We start from the raw sequence: 14,836 nt of genomic DNA on the forward strand, positions 1-14,836 counted from the left end.
TTATGTTGTTAAAGTAGAATAAGGTCGATATTAACACTTTGATGATACAACTTCATATCATTAATAAGCGAAAAGAAAAAACCATTACCCCAGAATTCTTTTGCTATTTTATGTTGTTCAGTAGTTGATATTTCTTCGTTCCCAACTCCTTGTATTTCCTTGATCACCCATCCATAAAGAATATCGTTCTTTATTTCTATGAGTGCCAACGGCTGAGTGCAAACATAAAAATAACTGAGACCCACTACTATATCCGCACGATAAGATTTTGCACAGTTGCGAAATTTTGAAGCCGCTTCTGTCAACTCTTCCGCTGAGCGTATCGGTTTGATGTTTTCATTGCCTTCCCACGGCGGTGCCGGGAAAGGGCGTTTTTTGATTTTCCCCACCAACCACTTTGCCAACTGCTTTATGTTAGTCATACCTTTGGTGGCGGAATCTATTTCTTTTTGTGTTACTTCAATATTGGCACGCCGCAAAATCGCAATCACCGCTAAAAGGATTCGCATGTCCTCCTCATTTTTAACACATCTGATTACCCCGATACTTTGAAATGGTTTGGGGACAAATTTAAATAGTTTCAATAAATAAAAATCGCACGCGCGAATATTTTTTATATTGCACATAAATTTTCGCGAATTTTCATCCTTCCATAAATGCAACATTCGTTGATAGTTTAATTTCGTCATCGGGTTGCCTGTCAATTTTAACAAAATCCCTGGCAACCCATCCGCATGATCCGGATATAACAACTTCACTATTTTCTTTTTGTTGCTGGTGCGTATAAAAAGCGCTTGGTTGGCAATGTCATCATCGCCTTGTTCCAACCACGCCAACCGCGCCAGACACATAAAATGCGGATAGTCGGTAGTTTGTTCGATCAGATGAAGCAAAAAATGCAAATCGCTTTGGCACAAACCAACCACCCATTCCATCGCCCAGTGTCGCTTTCCAAATAATCTCTCCACTATCGGTATCGGGTTTATTTTTCGCGAGATTAACTGTTGTGTTGATGCAGATTGCAAAGTCGTTGGCATCCGGACAATGGGATTGATGGTCTTGCATCGGCTTGATTCTTTTAGCATTGGTCTCGCCCCTCGTTGGCGCTTGAAATAACTGATTGCGCCACACTAAACCGGCTATGCGACAAAGTGCGTCGCTATTCGGGACGTTTGCAATAAAAAATTGCGCGCCGTGGCGCCGGGTGACCTTCGATGGTTTTGCCTGGGTCGTTTGGGTCGAGAAAATCCGACAAGGATTCGAATTGCATCCACTCGGTTACGCGTTGTTCTTCGGTGTTGGTTGTGCTGACATTGAGCAGTCGAATATCGGCGGCGCCGGATTGTCGCAACCACGCCTCCAGCATCAGAGTCGACGGAATCGACCGGACATTACGCATTTTGGCATAGCGACCAACAGGAACCAGCACGGTATCCACATCGCCGTCCACTACCAAAGTTTCGACCACCAACTCGCCGCCGGCGCGGACAAATTGCATCAACTCCCGCAGATGTGCGTGGGGGTCGCGGCGATGGGACAACACGCCCATGGAAAATACCGTGTCAAAGCCGACTCCGCTCGCATGATTATTATGGGGGAATTGCTCGCTGCGTAACGGCAAAATAAATGCCGGAGCGTCTCGGCAATAGGTTTTCAATGCATCGAACTGGGCGATGAATAATTGTGTCGGGTCGATACCGAGCGCGATGCGCGCACCTTGCCCTAACATGCGCCACAAGTAATAGCCGTTTCCGCAACCGACATCCAACACGCGGCGACCGCGCAGGCAACTAATTTTGTCCGCCAGTCGCGCCCACTTGCGGTCGGAACGCCATTCGCTGTCAATAGATAGGCCGAACAAATCGAACGGTCCTTTGCGCCATGGTTTTAATTGCAGCAACAGTTGTTTGATGTGCGCTCTGGTTTGATCATCGCAATCTTGCGGGTCGCCGATACGAATCGCCGGTTGGTTGAAGTCGTGGGAGGACGCGTCTGTCTCGGCAAGTTGCGCAATTATTCGTTGCCATTTTTTTCGGTCGCCGTGGGGTTTAGTTTGATAGATGTGCCGAGCGCATTCAGTCAACGGGTTCGCCAGCGAACCCAGCCCGGCAGAATCCAACGCCTGATCCAAATCCTGGTTTGGGCCAGCCAAGTTCTGCGCGGTCATTTAATCGCCATAAAAGAACAGAAATTAAACGCCCGAAACCATTCACTGACTCGTGGAAATCCCGCCCGCCGCAACCGCGCCCGATGCGTCTCCCCGCTGTCCGGCGTCATGATGTTTTCCAACGCCGCTCTTTTTTGCGCGATCTCCAATTCACTATAACCATTGGCGATCTTGAATTGATCGTGCATGGATTGCTGCAAAATTTCCTCGTCGGAATCTTCAAATGAAACTTTTTCCGAAAGCACCAGCACCCCGCCGGGTTTTAGACCGCTATGAATTCGGGTGAGTAGTGCGAGTCGGTCGGCCGGGTCGATGAACTGCAAGGTGAAGTTTAAGATCACCATGCCGGCGTCTTTGATTTCCACATCCCGAACATCGCAATGCAATAAATTGAACCGCGCCGGCTCGATTACACCTTGCAGATTATTGCGGCATTGCTCCAGCATCGGCGCGGAGTTATCAACACCGATAAAACCAATCGACGAGTCGGCAATGCGCGAATGAATCGACAGCATTGCCGCACCCAGCGAGCAACCCAGGTCATAGACATTGGAATCGGCGCGCAAGTGTCGCTCTGCGATGACACCGAGCATAGTGATGATGGTCTCGTAGCCGGGCACCGAGCGGCGAATCATGTCGGGGAACGCGGATGCCACGCTCTCGTCGAAAACAAAATCCACTATGCGCGGAAGTTTTTCGGCGTAGACTTTATCAATGTTGCTTTTGTCGATCTTGCTCATGCCCGAAAGTCGCGCCTTGAAAAAAAACTCAGGCTTGTTCCAGTTCGATCAGAGTTCCCAGGGCATCGGCCGGATGCAGAAAAATCACCGGCTTGCCGTGCGCGCCGATTTTTGGCTTGCCATCGCCGAGGATTCTCATTCCCTTGCCGGTCAGTCGCCGCGCCGCTTGTTCGATGTCATCGACTTCATAACATAAATGATGAATGCCGCCGGTCGGATGCTTTTGCAAAAACTTTTGTATGGGTGAATCCGCGCCGAGCGGATGCAACAATTCAATTTTGGTATTTGGCAACTCGACAAAAACGGTGGTGACGCCGTGCTCCGGCAAATCCACAGCCGCCGATACGCGCGCGCCGAAAGTGTCTCGATATAGATCGCCGGCGGCGGCAAGGTCCGGCACGACGATCGCGACATGATTTAGTTTTCCGATCATGTGGTCGAACGCATGAACTTGGACACCAATTTTCGCGCGGCGATGGAAGCCGGCAACTCGCCCTCGCTCACCTGCTGCAACGCATCCTCAAGCGCCGCATCGACGGCAGTGTCGTTCTTCAACTCCGTCAGCAACTGTTCGCGTGTCTCATTCCACAACCATTCCCGCGCCTGCCGCCGCCGCCGATTTTGCAACGCGTCATTCGTTTCCAGCAAGTTGCGATATTCATCCATTTTTTTTCGCACTTCATCAATGCCGGTATTTTCAATGGCGGAAGTAATCATCACCGGCACCTGCCACGCCGCAAGTCGTCTCTGAAACAGGTGCAACGCGTGCGTGATGTCGGCGGCGGTCGCGGTTGCTCTAGGCTCCAAACCGCTGTCGGATTTGTTGACGATTACCATGTCGGCGAGTTCCATAATGCCGCGCTTGATGCCTTGCAATTCATCGCCCGAAGACGGCAACAACATCAGCAAAAAAATGTCGGTCATTGCCGCCACCAACGTCTCCGATTGTCCAACGCCGACGGTCTCGACGATAATCAAATCGAATCCGGCCGCTTCACAAGCCAGCATCGCTTCGCGGGTTCGTCTAGCGACACCGCCGAGGGTTTGGCCGGACGGCGACGGGCGAATGAACGCGCGCGGATTGGCGGCGAGTGTTTCCATGCGTGTTTTGTCGCCGAGTATCGAGCCGCCGCTGAGCGATGAACTCGGGTCAATGGTCAGCACCGCCACGCGATTGCCGCACTCGGTGGCGCGATTGCCGAAAGTTTCGATGAAGGTTGATTTGCCGACACCGGGCGCGCCGGTGATGCCGATGCGAATGGATTTGCCGGTATGCGGCATGACGCTGCGCAACAGTTTTTCCGCCGCCGTGCAGTCTTCGGCGCGGGTGGATTCGAGCAAGGTGATTGCTTGCGCCAGCGCACGGCGGTCGCCCGAACGCAACGCTTTGATGTCGACTGTTTCGCCCATTATGATTTCTCGCTCGGCGCGCACGCGAATTCTAAAATTTCTTGATCCACTTCCAGAGTCGCGCCGACTTCCACCAACACTTTTTCCACCACGCCATCGTCATCGGCGCGCAACGAATTTTCCATCTTCATCGCTTCAATTACTGCGATCTCTTCGCCGGATTTAACTTCCTGCCCGGCTGTGACCGCCAACGAAACCAACAAACCCGGCATCGGCGAGCGCACAAATCGAGATTGATCGGCGCGTTGTTTGAGCGGCATTCTTTCATTCAACTCGGCGCATCGCCGGCTCAGGACATGAATAGTTTGCAAATTCCCCGATTGCGTAACATCATAACCATAGCCATTTTTTTCAATTTGCAAATAAACCGCCTCGCCATTGACGCGCCCCGAATAAACCGCTTGCATCGGCGTCCAATCATCTTCCACGCAATATTTTTTCTTATTGAAAATAATGTTGTTTGTTTTTTTTGTGGCATCGGAAAGTTTAACGCGAACCGAATATTGATCGCGCCCGATGACCACCACCCAATCGGTTTCCACCGCATGCCTTGCAACGCGCGCACGCAAGCGATAATGCAACGCCGTCATCACGCATATCAAATGTGCCAACGCCGTTTGATCGAGCTCGGCTGGTGTGAAACCGTGCGGAAATTCTTCAACTATAAAGTCGGTAGTGAGTTTGCCGGATTGGAATCGCGGATGCGCCACGATCGCGGCGAGGAATGGCAAGTTTGTTTCAACGCCGCGGATGTAATATTGCGCCAGCGCAACGCGCATGTGTCGAATGGCGGCGTCTCGGTTCTCGCCCCAGGTCACCAGTTTGGCGATCATCGGGTCATAGAAACGGGAAATTTCCGCACCTTCCTCAACTCCGGAATCGACGCGCACGGCGTTGCATTCGCCATTCGGTTCGGCGATGCTTTCCGGCGGCGGTTGATAGCCGGATAATCTGCCGATGGACGGCAAAAAATTGCGCGCCGGGTTTTCGGCATAAATGCGCGACTCCATCGCCCAACCATTGCGTTTCACATCGGTTTGTTTGATGGGTAATTTTTCCCCGGCCGCAACCCGAATCATCAACTCAACCAAATCCAAACCGGTAATCATTTCGGTAACCGGATGTTCCACTTGCAAACGCGTGTTCATTTCCAAAAAATAAAAATGATGCGCGGCATCGACAATAAACTCAACCGTTCCGGCGGATTGATAATCAACCGCTTTTGCCAACGCAATCGCTTGTTTGCTCATGTCGGCGCGAGTGCGCTTGTCTATAAAAGGCGATGGCGCTTCTTCGATGACTTTTTGATGACGACGTTGAATGGAACATTCGCGTTCGTTGAGCGTGACCACATTGCCGTGCGCATCGGCGATCACCTGGATTTCGATATGACGCGGTTGCTCGATAAACTTTTCGATAAAAATGCGTCCGTCACCAAAACTTGAAAGCGCTTCGCCGGATGCGCGCGCAAACCCTTGTTTGGTCTCTGCGCGGTCGTGCGCGATGCGCATCCCCTTGCCGCCACCGCCGGCGCTCGCTTTTAGCATCACCGGATAACCGATTTTCTCGGCGACCTTGACCGCCATGTCTGCATCATCGATTACTTCATCATGCCCCGGGATGGTGTTCACGCCGACTTTTTTCGCCAACCGTTTGGAAGTGATTTTGTCGCCCATTGCTTCAATGGCATCCACGCCGGGACCGATAAAGACGATGCCGGATTTTTTTAATCGGCGCGCGAAATTGGCATTCTCGGACAAAAATCCGTAGCCCGGATGCACCGCTTCGGCACCGGTTTGTTTGCACGCGGCGATGATCTTGTCGGCACTCAAATAACTTTGCGCCGCCACCGCATCACCGATGTGCACCGCTTCATCCGCTTCGGCGACATGTCTGGCATCACGGTCGACATCAGAATAAACCGCCACCGTGGCGATACCCATGCGTCGCGCAGTTTTAATTACGCGACAAGCAATTTCAGCACGGTTGGCGATTAGGATTTTGGTGAACATTGGGGCAGTTTGTTTGCCCAAAATAACCGCCGTCAAAGCAGTTGCTTTTGTCTGTCTGTGATATCCATAGATGCTTTCAAACAGTTACGAATCTCTGTGGTGATACTTTTCTCAAGATTTGCCACAATTTGAATAATATTAAGAAATCCCTTTTCGATAATTTCGGCTCTGTTTATCGTGCGCGGTTCACCTAACACAATCCAGGTATTCCGCGGGAAAAAGTTTTTTTCGTCACCCGGGATGAAAAAATACGTCTTGGGACTATGGTGACATCCCGGCTCAGCTTTTTTTCTCCCGATCTTTGAGGTAGTGAGGGCAAATAAATAATCACAGCCGATCTTTGCCCCCAACAGTACAAGATATTTATTCCGCCTTGTACCATCTTCAAAAGGAAAGCCGCGATGGTGTAGTATGGCACCGACTCTTAAATCTCTGCTCATTTATTGCAGACCCGTTCCACGAAAAACATCTTTTAAAATAATCAATTCATCTTTGTCAATAGTCGGCACTTGTTCAACAATCGGAGTGGACTCCAACGCCAAATCATATGAAATGGCATCTCCTTTCCCTTCACCCGTCTTATAAACTTTCTGCCACGGAAGTTTCGGATCATGGGAATGTGCGATCATGGCATCAGCTGTGTCTTCACCAAAAATAGTAGCCAGCCGTTTCATTATCGTCAACTCCCTTGGAGTGAAGTACGTTGAATCGTATTCATCCTGCGGCATAAATTCCCGCCTGTCCAATTCACCTATGTCGTCAGCTACCTCCCTGACTCCTAATGGAGCATTTTCCCCTTCAACTTTTTTGGTATAGTTTTTGATTTCATCATACAGGTCAGCTGGAACAGGCCCTTTCGGGAGGGCGCGGTAAGCAAGCCCGGTCACTGACCTGCCCGCTTGGCGATAATGCTCAAAATCCAGAAAATACAGGAGTTTGAATAACTTGAGCGTGTAGCAATAGCGCGTATTGTTTAAAAAATACGCAATCGCGTTCACCAGTTTTTCCCGGCGGTAGTGGATATATGATAATTGCATTTTGTTGGTGGCCTCAGCAAGCCAAACGAATGCTACACGATTAACGTAATTTTCACAATTGAATGTATAGGTCCATAACAAATGGCACTCCGGTTGGTTGATAATCAGGGATTGTAGCGGTTATTGCCCAGCTGGCGTTGTCGGACTTTTTTTCTCGTTTACTTTTGGCGTCTCAACGCGCCTTTGTCCTCTCGATTAACCATTACCCCCCATTCGTCATTCTCGCCGGCAGGCGGAAAAAATCGCCGGGAGCGATTTTTCGCGAGCGAAGCGAGCCCGAAGGGCGCGTATCAGGGATGATACGCGCAAATCCAGTCTGTTGTTCTCGCCAAAGGCGAGAACCCAGAACTAAAAAACGATGAGAGTAACTAATACCGTCATAATCCAAACCACATCCCCAGACCGTGATTCTCGACCGGCAGGCGAGAATCTATTATAACCCCCAGCGGCGTTAGCCGCTATCATTTCGCGGCTACGCCGCGATAAAAGGAGTTCGGCTACGCCGAACGGTTTAATAACTGGATTGCCCGGAACAAGCCGGGCAATGACAAATGATAGGCAATAGTGAATTGAAAAGACAAAAGCACATTGAGAATAAAAAGTCCGGCTTTGCCGGAGCCTGCGTCGGGGTTGCGAAGCAGTTGTTTTATTATGAGGCAGAGTTTGTCATGCGTTCCTTTGTCCTTGCGCCGCAACTTTTCATACTCATCCCAAATGCCCACCCCAAATACCAGCGCCCTCATTCATCGGCCCTGTGGCTGGCTGATGGTCTCTTTTTCGCAGTTTTTCCCGCACGCGCCCCCAATGATTTGGCGATTTGCCGCATCAAATCGGTGTCTTGCAACACCTGGATGGTCTCTTGCTCGCGCTCCCACTCGTCGGCGCTGAGAACGACAAAATACTTGCCATTTCCCTGCGTCACTTTGAGCGGCGATTGATCGGTAGTCGCTTGTGCGGCGTTGCGTTTCAGATTCTCACTGAATTGCTTTATGTCGATGGTACATATGCGGCGGTTCTTTTGAGTCTGCATTGGATGCCTCTTGTTTGTCGGGGAATAAAGAGATTGTAGTCAGAAAGCGTTGCGAATGCCACTTGACACATCAATCAGCGGCGCACTTAACCGCTGTTTAATTTCCGCTTCATGGGCATATTCAAAAAACAACTGCAACGCTTCAGTTAAGTTTTTGCGCGCATCATCAACGGTCTCGCCCTGACTCGCCACATCCACTTCGGGACAAAGCGCGACATAGCCGTCTTTTTCTTTCTCGATGATTCCGGTTAGAGTGATTTTCATTTTCAATACCTCAGTGAATAAAAATGTAGTAGTAAATCTGTCGAAATATATTAAAAATTCTTGCCACAGTAGTTCTTTTATTTAACAACAAAACTACTAAATATCTCCAAAGAATTTCTCAAGCCTATTTAATGAGTCTTGTTGTCGTTTCATCAAATCTTCTGGCACCCAAGATGCTGGGGCCTTCTCTGACAAATCTAATGCATCTCGAATTTTAGATTTTTGGTAATATTTCTGCTTACCTTGGAAGAATGAGCATCCCGCTTGGATATTGAGTTTCCATTCCAACGGAATCTGATTCCCAATTATCTCGACATTCTGTTCATGGCTTTCAGCATCCCATTCATCGTAATTGGCCCACCGCCAAGGCAAAATATGCTCAATATGGCATTGCGCTATAGTTTCCGCATAGTCGCTACGATTCTGATTGTCATTCAACGAAGAACATAGCCACAAAAGGCCTTTCTTGTAGCGTCTGCCATAATCATTCGTCGCTAATTTTTTATTGCAATCTCCTAAATCACTTTCTTTTATATTATCTCGGTATTTGGCGATATAGTCTTTTTCATTTGCAATTGCATCACAAACTTTGAAAGTAGTATCTTTGACGGCATTAACTGCGTTATATACGACACCTTTGATGTAAAAATATCGAATAGTATTTTTCAATAAATCAATATAATCCTTTTGCTTTCCCTCGTCATCCAAGTAAAAATATCCGTCATTTTGTTTGCCGTATTTATTTAAATAGACATATAGCGGATACCCCCAATAAATATTAGGATATTGGTTTAAAATAGCCCAAAATATATTCGCATCACATGTAAATACATCGGACCCTACGACGCCTTGCGTGCGTATCTTGTGATAGCCCTCCAAACTACTTACTATCAAATTCCAATCCTCGCTAGGATTTTCCAGAGTTTTAAAATATTTTTTTATATATGTACGTAATCCAATTTCCTTCCCAGTATCACCTGCTCTGGATCTAATAATGTGCATGTGGATTCTAAAAAGCGTTTCGTGATCATCAAGGGCATGCCAGCGTTTGATGAAACTCTCTCTATCCTGATCTTTGGACATACCATAAATATCCGCCTTGAATATATCAGCATCGTTTAGGCTCATTCCGCGGTCATTAATTATTTGAAATAAGGTCAGTGCATCATCTAACGAATCACACTCAATTGGTAGTAAAACTATATTTTCTTGAAATATTTTCAATGCGAGTTCACGCTGCTCTACTGTTTTACCGTTCCACCACTCGTTCAATTTTTCTACCACAATATCATGGTTTAATTTGTATGGATTGTTGCTTTGTAAGTTTTCAGTTTCCAAATTCATTACTTTTTTAAAATCTTCGTAGTCATTTCGTCCATCACCAGCCAGAACTTTTGATTCCAATCGGGGCTCTGTGATTATTTCAGTGGTTTTAGGGTCCGTTTTATAAAACATTTTTTGCAAAACAATGTATGTGCTATTGATTGCAAATAACAATCTTATAAGCACCAACAAGGTAGTTAGGCGCTGTTGTCCATCAATGATCACCCATGCATTTGTATTTTCTTCATCTGGATAAACAACAATACTACCTAAAAAATATTGTTCTTTATCATCGCGGGCACCATTAATATGGTCATCAATAAAAGAAGATATGTCTATCCACAACTGTTCGCACTCTTCAATACCCCATGAATAAGGACGCTGAAATTCAGGAATAACAAACTCTCGGTCACTGAAAATTTTATTGAGAGACAGTGGTTCTGCCCGTAGTGCTTTCATGTCGATTTCCTTTTGGTGTTAATAAAATTGTGTTGCAGAATAATATCTGGCCGGACTTTGTAGTCTAACATCACAAAGGAATATTCCCATGCTTGCGCCACGGGTTTTCCAATTTCTTGTTCCACAGCATTGCCAGCGAGCGGCATAGCCGTTTGCGCGTGTCACGCGGGAAGATTACATCGTCAATGTAGCCGCGGCGTCCGGCAACGAACGGGTTGGCAAATTTTTCTCGATATTGCTCGGTGCGCGCTTCGATTGCCGCGGCGTCTTTTGCTTCTTCACGAAAAATAATTTCGACTGCGCCTTTGGGTCCCATCACTGCGATTTCCGCGCTTGGCCAGGCCAGGTTGACATCGCCGCGCAAGTGTTTGGATGCCATCACATCATATGCGCCGCCGTAGGCTTTGCGCGTAATCACCGTTACTTTTGGCGCGGTACATTCGGCGTAGGCGTATAACAATTTCGCGCCGTGTTTGATGATGCCGCCGTGTTCCTGCGCGGTGCCGGGCATGAATCCCGGCACATCAACCAGCGTGACGATGGGAATGTTGAAGGCGTCGCAAAAGCGCACGAAGCGCGCCGCCTTGACCGATGCGTTGATGTCCAGACAACCGGCAAGCACCATCGGCTGATTGGCAACGAAGCCAACGGGGTTGCCTTGCATGCGCGCAAAACAGATGACTATATTTTTCGCGTAGTTCGGTTGCAGTTCAAAAAAATCGCCCTCGTCGACTACCTTGTCGATAATTTCTTTAATGTTATATGGCAAGTTGGGATTATCCGGCACCAAAGTATCCAAAGATTTTTCGGTGCGCGTGGGCGTGTCGTCGTTTGGGTGGAGCGGCGCGCGGTCACGGTTGTTTGCCGGTAGAAAATCAAAAAACTGTCGCGTCATCAACAACGCTTGCACATCGTTTTCAAACGCCAGGTCGGCGACGCCGGAACGCGAAGCATGCGTCTTCGCGCCACCGAGATCTTCGGCGGTAACTTCCTCGTGCGTAACGGTCTTGACCACTTCGGGGCCGGTCACGAACATATACGAACTGTCTTCCACCATAAAAATAAAATCGGTAATCGCCGGCGAATACACCGCACCGCCGGCGCAGGGACCCATAATTAAAGATAGTTGCGGCACCACGCCGGACGCGAGTACATTGCGCTGAAAAACTTCGGCATAGCCACCGAGTGATGCGACTCCTTCTTGAATGCGCGCGCCGCCGGAATCGGAGATGCCGATGATTGGCGCGCCGACTTTGATCGCCTGATCCATCACCTTGCAGATTTTTTCCGCGTGCGCTTCCGACAACGAGCCGCCGAACACGGTGAAGTCCTGGCTATAAACAAACACCAACCGGCCATTGATCGCGCCGTAGCCGGTGACCACGCCATCGCCGGGGATGGTTTTGTTTTGCATATCAAAGTCGGTGCAACGATGCTCGACAAAAATATCCCACTCTTCAAAACTGCCTTGGTCGAGCAAAACTTCGATACGCTCGCGCGCGGTTAGTTTGCCTTTGTCGTGTTGCGTTGCGATGCGCGCCGCGCCGCCGCCTTGTTTGGCTTGCGCGCGTTTTTTCTCCAACTTTTCGATGATTTCATGCATGGGAATTACTCGAGTTACAGACTTGGGCAAGTTTTTCGTGAAATTCATTTTGGTGATTATGAGAAGGAAAAGGTATACTTATTCCGTTGTTCAAAACGGCGAACCCATTTTTCTCAAGTGGCTGTTTTAGTGTTTCGCAAATATTCGCTTTCACCAATATCAACGGTATTGTTTTTTGTGGATTGATATTGCTCAAATCCTCAAGTAAAAACTTAAAATCGTCGCATATTATTTGTTTTCGCTCGCTCTTTGTCAGGTTGTTAACTTGGCGATAAGTTGCATCAACGAGCAGGTAACCACATTTTTGGAAATACTCAAGCCCTTCTTTTTTATTGCTGGGCGTGAACTCTATAAATTTCATCATTACATTAAAAAGCGGTTCACCTGTTTTACCGCATTCATCATAAAAATACTTTCCGGAGACAGGAGGAGATTCCAAAATAAAAATATGCCGTAGATTATTCGGCTGGTATTGGTTGCGCAGATTTAGATAGTCATCTTTATTCATCGTGATTTCTGCTCCAACAACTTCAACACCTCACCGGCAGCCTCGGGAATATTCGTTCCCGGACCAAAAATTGCAGCGACACCACATTCACGTAGCAAGGCGTGGTCGCCCGGCGGAATTACTCCGCCGCAAATCACTGTAATGTGATCGCACTTTGCGGCGCGTAATGCCTCCATCACCGCCGGCACCAACGTTCTATGTCCGGCGGCTTGCGAAGAAATTCCGATGATGTGCACATCATTTTCAATCGCTTGATTAACCGCTTCCTGCGGCGTTTGAAACAATGCGCCAATATCCACATCAAAGCCCAAGTCGGCGAACGCGGTGGCGATAGTTTTCGCGCCGCGGTCATGCCCGTCCTGTCCGAGTTTGACCACCAACATGCGCGGCCGTCGCCCTTCTTTCGCGGCAAATTTTTTAATCTTGTCGGTTAGCATCGTGAATTTTTCATCGCCTTTGTATGCCGCGCCATACACACCGCCGACCGAGCGGATTGGCGCACGATGGCGATTATATACGCCTTCCAGGGTGTCGGAAATTTCACCCACGCTCATGCGCGCACGCGCGGCATTAATCGCCGCCGCCAACAAATTTCCCGCACCCGATTCGGCAATACCGCGCAACTCAGCGTGCGCCGCTTCAACCTGCGCCGGGTCGCGTTGTTGCCGCACCGTTTGCAAGCGTTGGATTTGCGCTTCACGAACCGCATGATTATCCACCACCAAAATATCCACTTCCGCTTCGTCCTGCAATTGATAACGATTGACGCCGACGATCACTTCTTCACCGCGGTCGATGCGCGCCTGTCTTTTAGCCGCGGCTTCTTCGATGCGCAACTTCGGCATACCGGCTTCAACCGCCTTGGTCATGCCGCCCATCGCTTCGACTTCATCGATCAACTTGCGCGCATCAATCATTAAACTATGCGTCAGACTCTCCACATAATAAGAGCCGGCCAACGGATCAACCACATGCGCAACGCCGCTTTCATGACGCAACACCAACTGCGTGTTACGCGCAATGCGCGCCGAGTTTTCCGTGGGCAATGCCAACGCTTCGTCAAAGGAATTGGTGTGCAACGACTGTGTGCCGCCGAGCACCGCCGCCAGCGCTTCGATGGTTGTGCGAACGACATTGTTATACGGGTCGCGGCTGGTGAGGCTGACCCCGGATGTCTGGCAGTGCGTGCGCAACATCAACGAGCGCGGCTCCGACGGTGAAAAGTTTTTTTCCATTAACTCCGACCACAATGTTCGTGCGGCGCGCAACTTGGCAATCTCCATAAAAAAATTCATGCCGATGCCGAAGAAGAATGACAAGCGCGGTGCAAATTGATCAACCGCCAGGCCGCCGGCCATCGCGGCGCGCACATATTCGATTCCATCGGCAAGGGTGTATGCCAACTCCTGAACGATGGTGGCGCCGGCTTCTTGCATGTGGTAGCCAGAAATGGAAATCGGATTGAAACGCGGCATCGACTCGGCGGTGTAAGCGATGATGTCGGAGACGATTTTCATCGACGGCTGCGGCGGATAGATATAAGTGTTGCGCACCATGAATTCCTTGAGGATGTCGTTTTGCAATGTGCCCGACAAATTTTTTTGCGCCGCGCCCTGCTCTTCGGCGGCCACGATATACATCGCCATGATCGGCAACGCCGCGCCGTTCATGGTCATGGAAACCGACATCTTGTCCAAAGGAATGTGGTCGAACAAAATTTTCATGTCCTCCACCGTATCAATGGCCACCCCAGCTTTGCCCACATCCCCTTCCACGCGTGCATGATCGGAGTCGTAACCGCGATGAGTCGCCAGATCAAACGCAACCGACAAACCGGTTTGCCCGCTCGCCAAGTTTTTGCGGTAGAAGGCGTTGGATTCCTCGGCGGTCGAGAATCCGGCGTATTGCCGGATGGTCCACGGGCGGCCGACATACATGCTGGCGCGGGTGCCCCGGGTGTAGGGGGGCAGTCCCGGCAGGGTATTAATGTCAGAAATGCACTCGAGATCTTCCAGCGTGTACAGCGGCTTGATGTCGATGCCTTCCGGTGTGCGCCAATGGATATCCTGAACCGGCTTGCCGTTTAGTTCGGTTTCAGCAAGCGTCTGCCAGTCCCTTGAATTTTTAGATGATTTATTCGCCGAATTGTCCATGCTGTGCATTAATTGTTAACATTTTTATGCCAACAAGTTTAACTTAAATCCCATAAAAGTTCTTTGCGGCTGTCTTTAAGGGCAATTTTTGAAGTGGTCGGTATTTTGGGCAACACGCAGTTTGAACCGG

Annotated in this window: 15 protein-coding genes; all 15 read right to left on the minus strand. The window is 49.2% G+C overall.

The features are described 5' to 3' along the window. Positions 1-8: 8 nt before the first annotated feature. The 15 genes from ACP158_RS12020 to scpA all read right to left on the minus strand — a co-directional run bounded on the left by ACP158_RS12020 (position 9) and on the right by scpA (position 14,715). Positions 9-935: a hypothetical protein gene (locus ACP158_RS12020; RefSeq protein ID WP_424946359.1), complete on the minus strand. Its 927-nt coding sequence runs from the start codon at positions 933-935 to the stop codon at positions 9-11. A gap of 224 nt (positions 936-1,159) precedes the next feature. Then, complete coding sequence (gene cmoB, locus ACP158_RS12025) at positions 1,160-2,152, minus strand: tRNA 5-methoxyuridine(34)/uridine 5-oxyacetic acid(34) synthase CmoB (RefSeq protein ID WP_424946360.1); 993 nt, start codon at positions 2,150-2,152, stop codon at positions 1,160-1,162. Between the two features lie 11 nt (positions 2,153-2,163). Continuing rightward, complete coding sequence (gene cmoA / locus ACP158_RS12030; RefSeq protein WP_424946361.1) at positions 2,164-2,907, minus strand: carboxy-S-adenosyl-L-methionine synthase CmoA; 744 nt, start codon at positions 2,905-2,907, stop codon at positions 2,164-2,166. A 28-nt stretch (positions 2,908-2,935) separates the two neighbouring features. Then, positions 2,936-3,340 (minus strand): methylmalonyl-CoA epimerase, encoded by a 405-nt coding sequence (mce, locus tag ACP158_RS12035; protein ID WP_424946362.1) that lies wholly within the window; start codon positions 3,338-3,340, stop codon positions 2,936-2,938. Then, positions 3,337-4,317, minus strand: coding sequence for a methylmalonyl Co-A mutase-associated GTPase MeaB (meaB, locus tag ACP158_RS12040; RefSeq protein WP_424946363.1), 981 nt, complete (start codon positions 4,315-4,317; stop codon positions 3,337-3,339). The genes mce and meaB overlap by 4 nt, the downstream gene beginning before the upstream one ends. Further along, complete coding sequence (locus ACP158_RS12045) at positions 4,317-6,329, minus strand: acetyl-CoA carboxylase biotin carboxylase subunit (protein ID WP_424946364.1); 2,013 nt, start codon at positions 6,327-6,329, stop codon at positions 4,317-4,319. Before ACP158_RS12045 ends, meaB begins: the two co-directional genes overlap by 1 nt. A 32-nt stretch (positions 6,330-6,361) precedes the next feature. Next, positions 6,362-6,769 carry a hypothetical protein gene (locus ACP158_RS12050; RefSeq protein ID WP_424946365.1) on the minus strand — a complete coding sequence of 136 codons (408 nt, stop codon included), beginning with the start codon at positions 6,767-6,769 and terminating at the stop codon, positions 6,362-6,364. Next, positions 6,770-7,327 (minus strand): Panacea domain-containing protein, encoded by a 558-nt coding sequence (locus ACP158_RS12055; protein WP_424946366.1) that lies wholly within the window; start codon positions 7,325-7,327, stop codon positions 6,770-6,772. A gap of 536 nt (positions 7,328-7,863) precedes the next feature. Continuing rightward, entirely contained in the window at positions 7,864-8,109 is a 246-nt protein-coding gene (locus tag ACP158_RS12060; RefSeq protein WP_424946367.1) for a hypothetical protein, read from the minus strand. Then, positions 8,106-8,396 carry a type II toxin-antitoxin system Phd/YefM family antitoxin gene (locus tag ACP158_RS12065; RefSeq protein WP_424946368.1) on the minus strand — a complete coding sequence of 97 codons (291 nt, stop codon included), beginning with the start codon at positions 8,394-8,396 and terminating at the stop codon, positions 8,106-8,108. Before ACP158_RS12065 ends, ACP158_RS12060 begins: the two co-directional genes overlap by 4 nt. Positions 8,397-8,435: 39 nt before the next feature. Next, positions 8,436-8,660, minus strand: a complete 225-nt coding sequence (locus tag ACP158_RS12070) for a type II toxin-antitoxin system HicB family antitoxin (RefSeq protein ID WP_424946369.1) — start codon at positions 8,658-8,660, stop codon at positions 8,436-8,438. A gap of 96 nt (positions 8,661-8,756) precedes the next feature. Continuing rightward, entirely contained in the window at positions 8,757-10,442 is a 1,686-nt protein-coding gene (locus tag ACP158_RS12075; protein WP_424946370.1) for a DUF262 domain-containing protein, read from the minus strand. Between the two features lie 70 nt (positions 10,443-10,512). Next, positions 10,513-12,045 (minus strand): acyl-CoA carboxylase subunit beta, encoded by a 1,533-nt coding sequence (locus ACP158_RS12080; RefSeq protein ID WP_424946371.1) that lies wholly within the window; start codon positions 12,043-12,045, stop codon positions 10,513-10,515. Beyond that, positions 12,038-12,553, minus strand: coding sequence for a hypothetical protein (locus tag ACP158_RS12085; RefSeq protein ID WP_424946372.1), 516 nt, complete (start codon positions 12,551-12,553; stop codon positions 12,038-12,040). The genes ACP158_RS12080 and ACP158_RS12085 overlap by 8 nt, the downstream gene beginning before the upstream one ends. Then, positions 12,550-14,715 (minus strand): methylmalonyl-CoA mutase, encoded by a 2,166-nt coding sequence (gene scpA / locus ACP158_RS12090; protein ID WP_424946373.1) that lies wholly within the window; start codon positions 14,713-14,715, stop codon positions 12,550-12,552. Before scpA ends, ACP158_RS12085 begins: the two co-directional genes overlap by 4 nt. Positions 14,716-14,836: the final 121 nt, after the last annotated feature.

This window comes from Candidatus Spongiihabitans sp. (genome assembly GCF_965247905.1).
Classification (GTDB): Bacteria; Pseudomonadota; Gammaproteobacteria; order Arenicellales; family Poriferihabitantaceae; genus Spongiihabitans.

What these genes read in the sequence shown, in the direction of transcription:
- ACP158_RS12085 (WP_424946372.1), bottom strand. Translation starts at nt 12,553, where the DNA reads ATGAATAAAGATGACTATCTAAATCTGCGCAACCAATACCAGCCGAAT.
- ACP158_RS12070 (WP_424946369.1), bottom strand. Translation starts at nt 8,660, where the DNA reads ATGAAAATCACTCTAACCGGAATCATCGAGAAAGAAAAAGACGGCTAT.
- scpA (WP_424946373.1), bottom strand. Translation starts at nt 14,715, where the DNA reads ATGCACAGCATGGACAATTCGGCGAATAAATCATCTAAAAATTCAAGG.
- ACP158_RS12060 (WP_424946367.1), bottom strand. Translation starts at nt 8,109, where the DNA reads ATGAGGGCGCTGGTATTTGGGGTGGGCATTTGGGATGAGTATGAAAAG.
- ACP158_RS12080 (WP_424946371.1), bottom strand. Translation starts at nt 12,045, where the DNA reads ATGCATGAAATCATCGAAAAGTTGGAGAAAAAACGCGCGCAAGCCAAA.
- meaB (WP_424946363.1), bottom strand. Translation starts at nt 4,317, where the DNA reads ATGGGCGAAACAGTCGACATCAAAGCGTTGCGTTCGGGCGACCGCCGT.
- ACP158_RS12075 (WP_424946370.1), bottom strand. Translation starts at nt 10,442, where the DNA reads ATGAAAGCACTACGGGCAGAACCACTGTCTCTCAATAAAATTTTCAGT.
- ACP158_RS12065 (WP_424946368.1), bottom strand. Translation starts at nt 8,396, where the DNA reads ATGCAGACTCAAAAGAACCGCCGCATATGTACCATCGACATAAAGCAA.
- ACP158_RS12050 (WP_424946365.1), bottom strand. Translation starts at nt 6,769, where the DNA reads ATGAGCAGAGATTTAAGAGTCGGTGCCATACTACACCATCGCGGCTTT.
- ACP158_RS12045 (WP_424946364.1), bottom strand. Translation starts at nt 6,329, where the DNA reads ATGTTCACCAAAATCCTAATCGCCAACCGTGCTGAAATTGCTTGTCGC.
- cmoA (WP_424946361.1), bottom strand. Translation starts at nt 2,907, where the DNA reads ATGAGCAAGATCGACAAAAGCAACATTGATAAAGTCTACGCCGAAAAA.
- mce (WP_424946362.1), bottom strand. Translation starts at nt 3,340, where the DNA reads ATGATCGGAAAACTAAATCATGTCGCGATCGTCGTGCCGGACCTTGCC.
- ACP158_RS12020 (WP_424946359.1), bottom strand. Translation starts at nt 935, where the DNA reads ATGGAATGGGTGGTTGGTTTGTGCCAAAGCGATTTGCATTTTTTGCTT.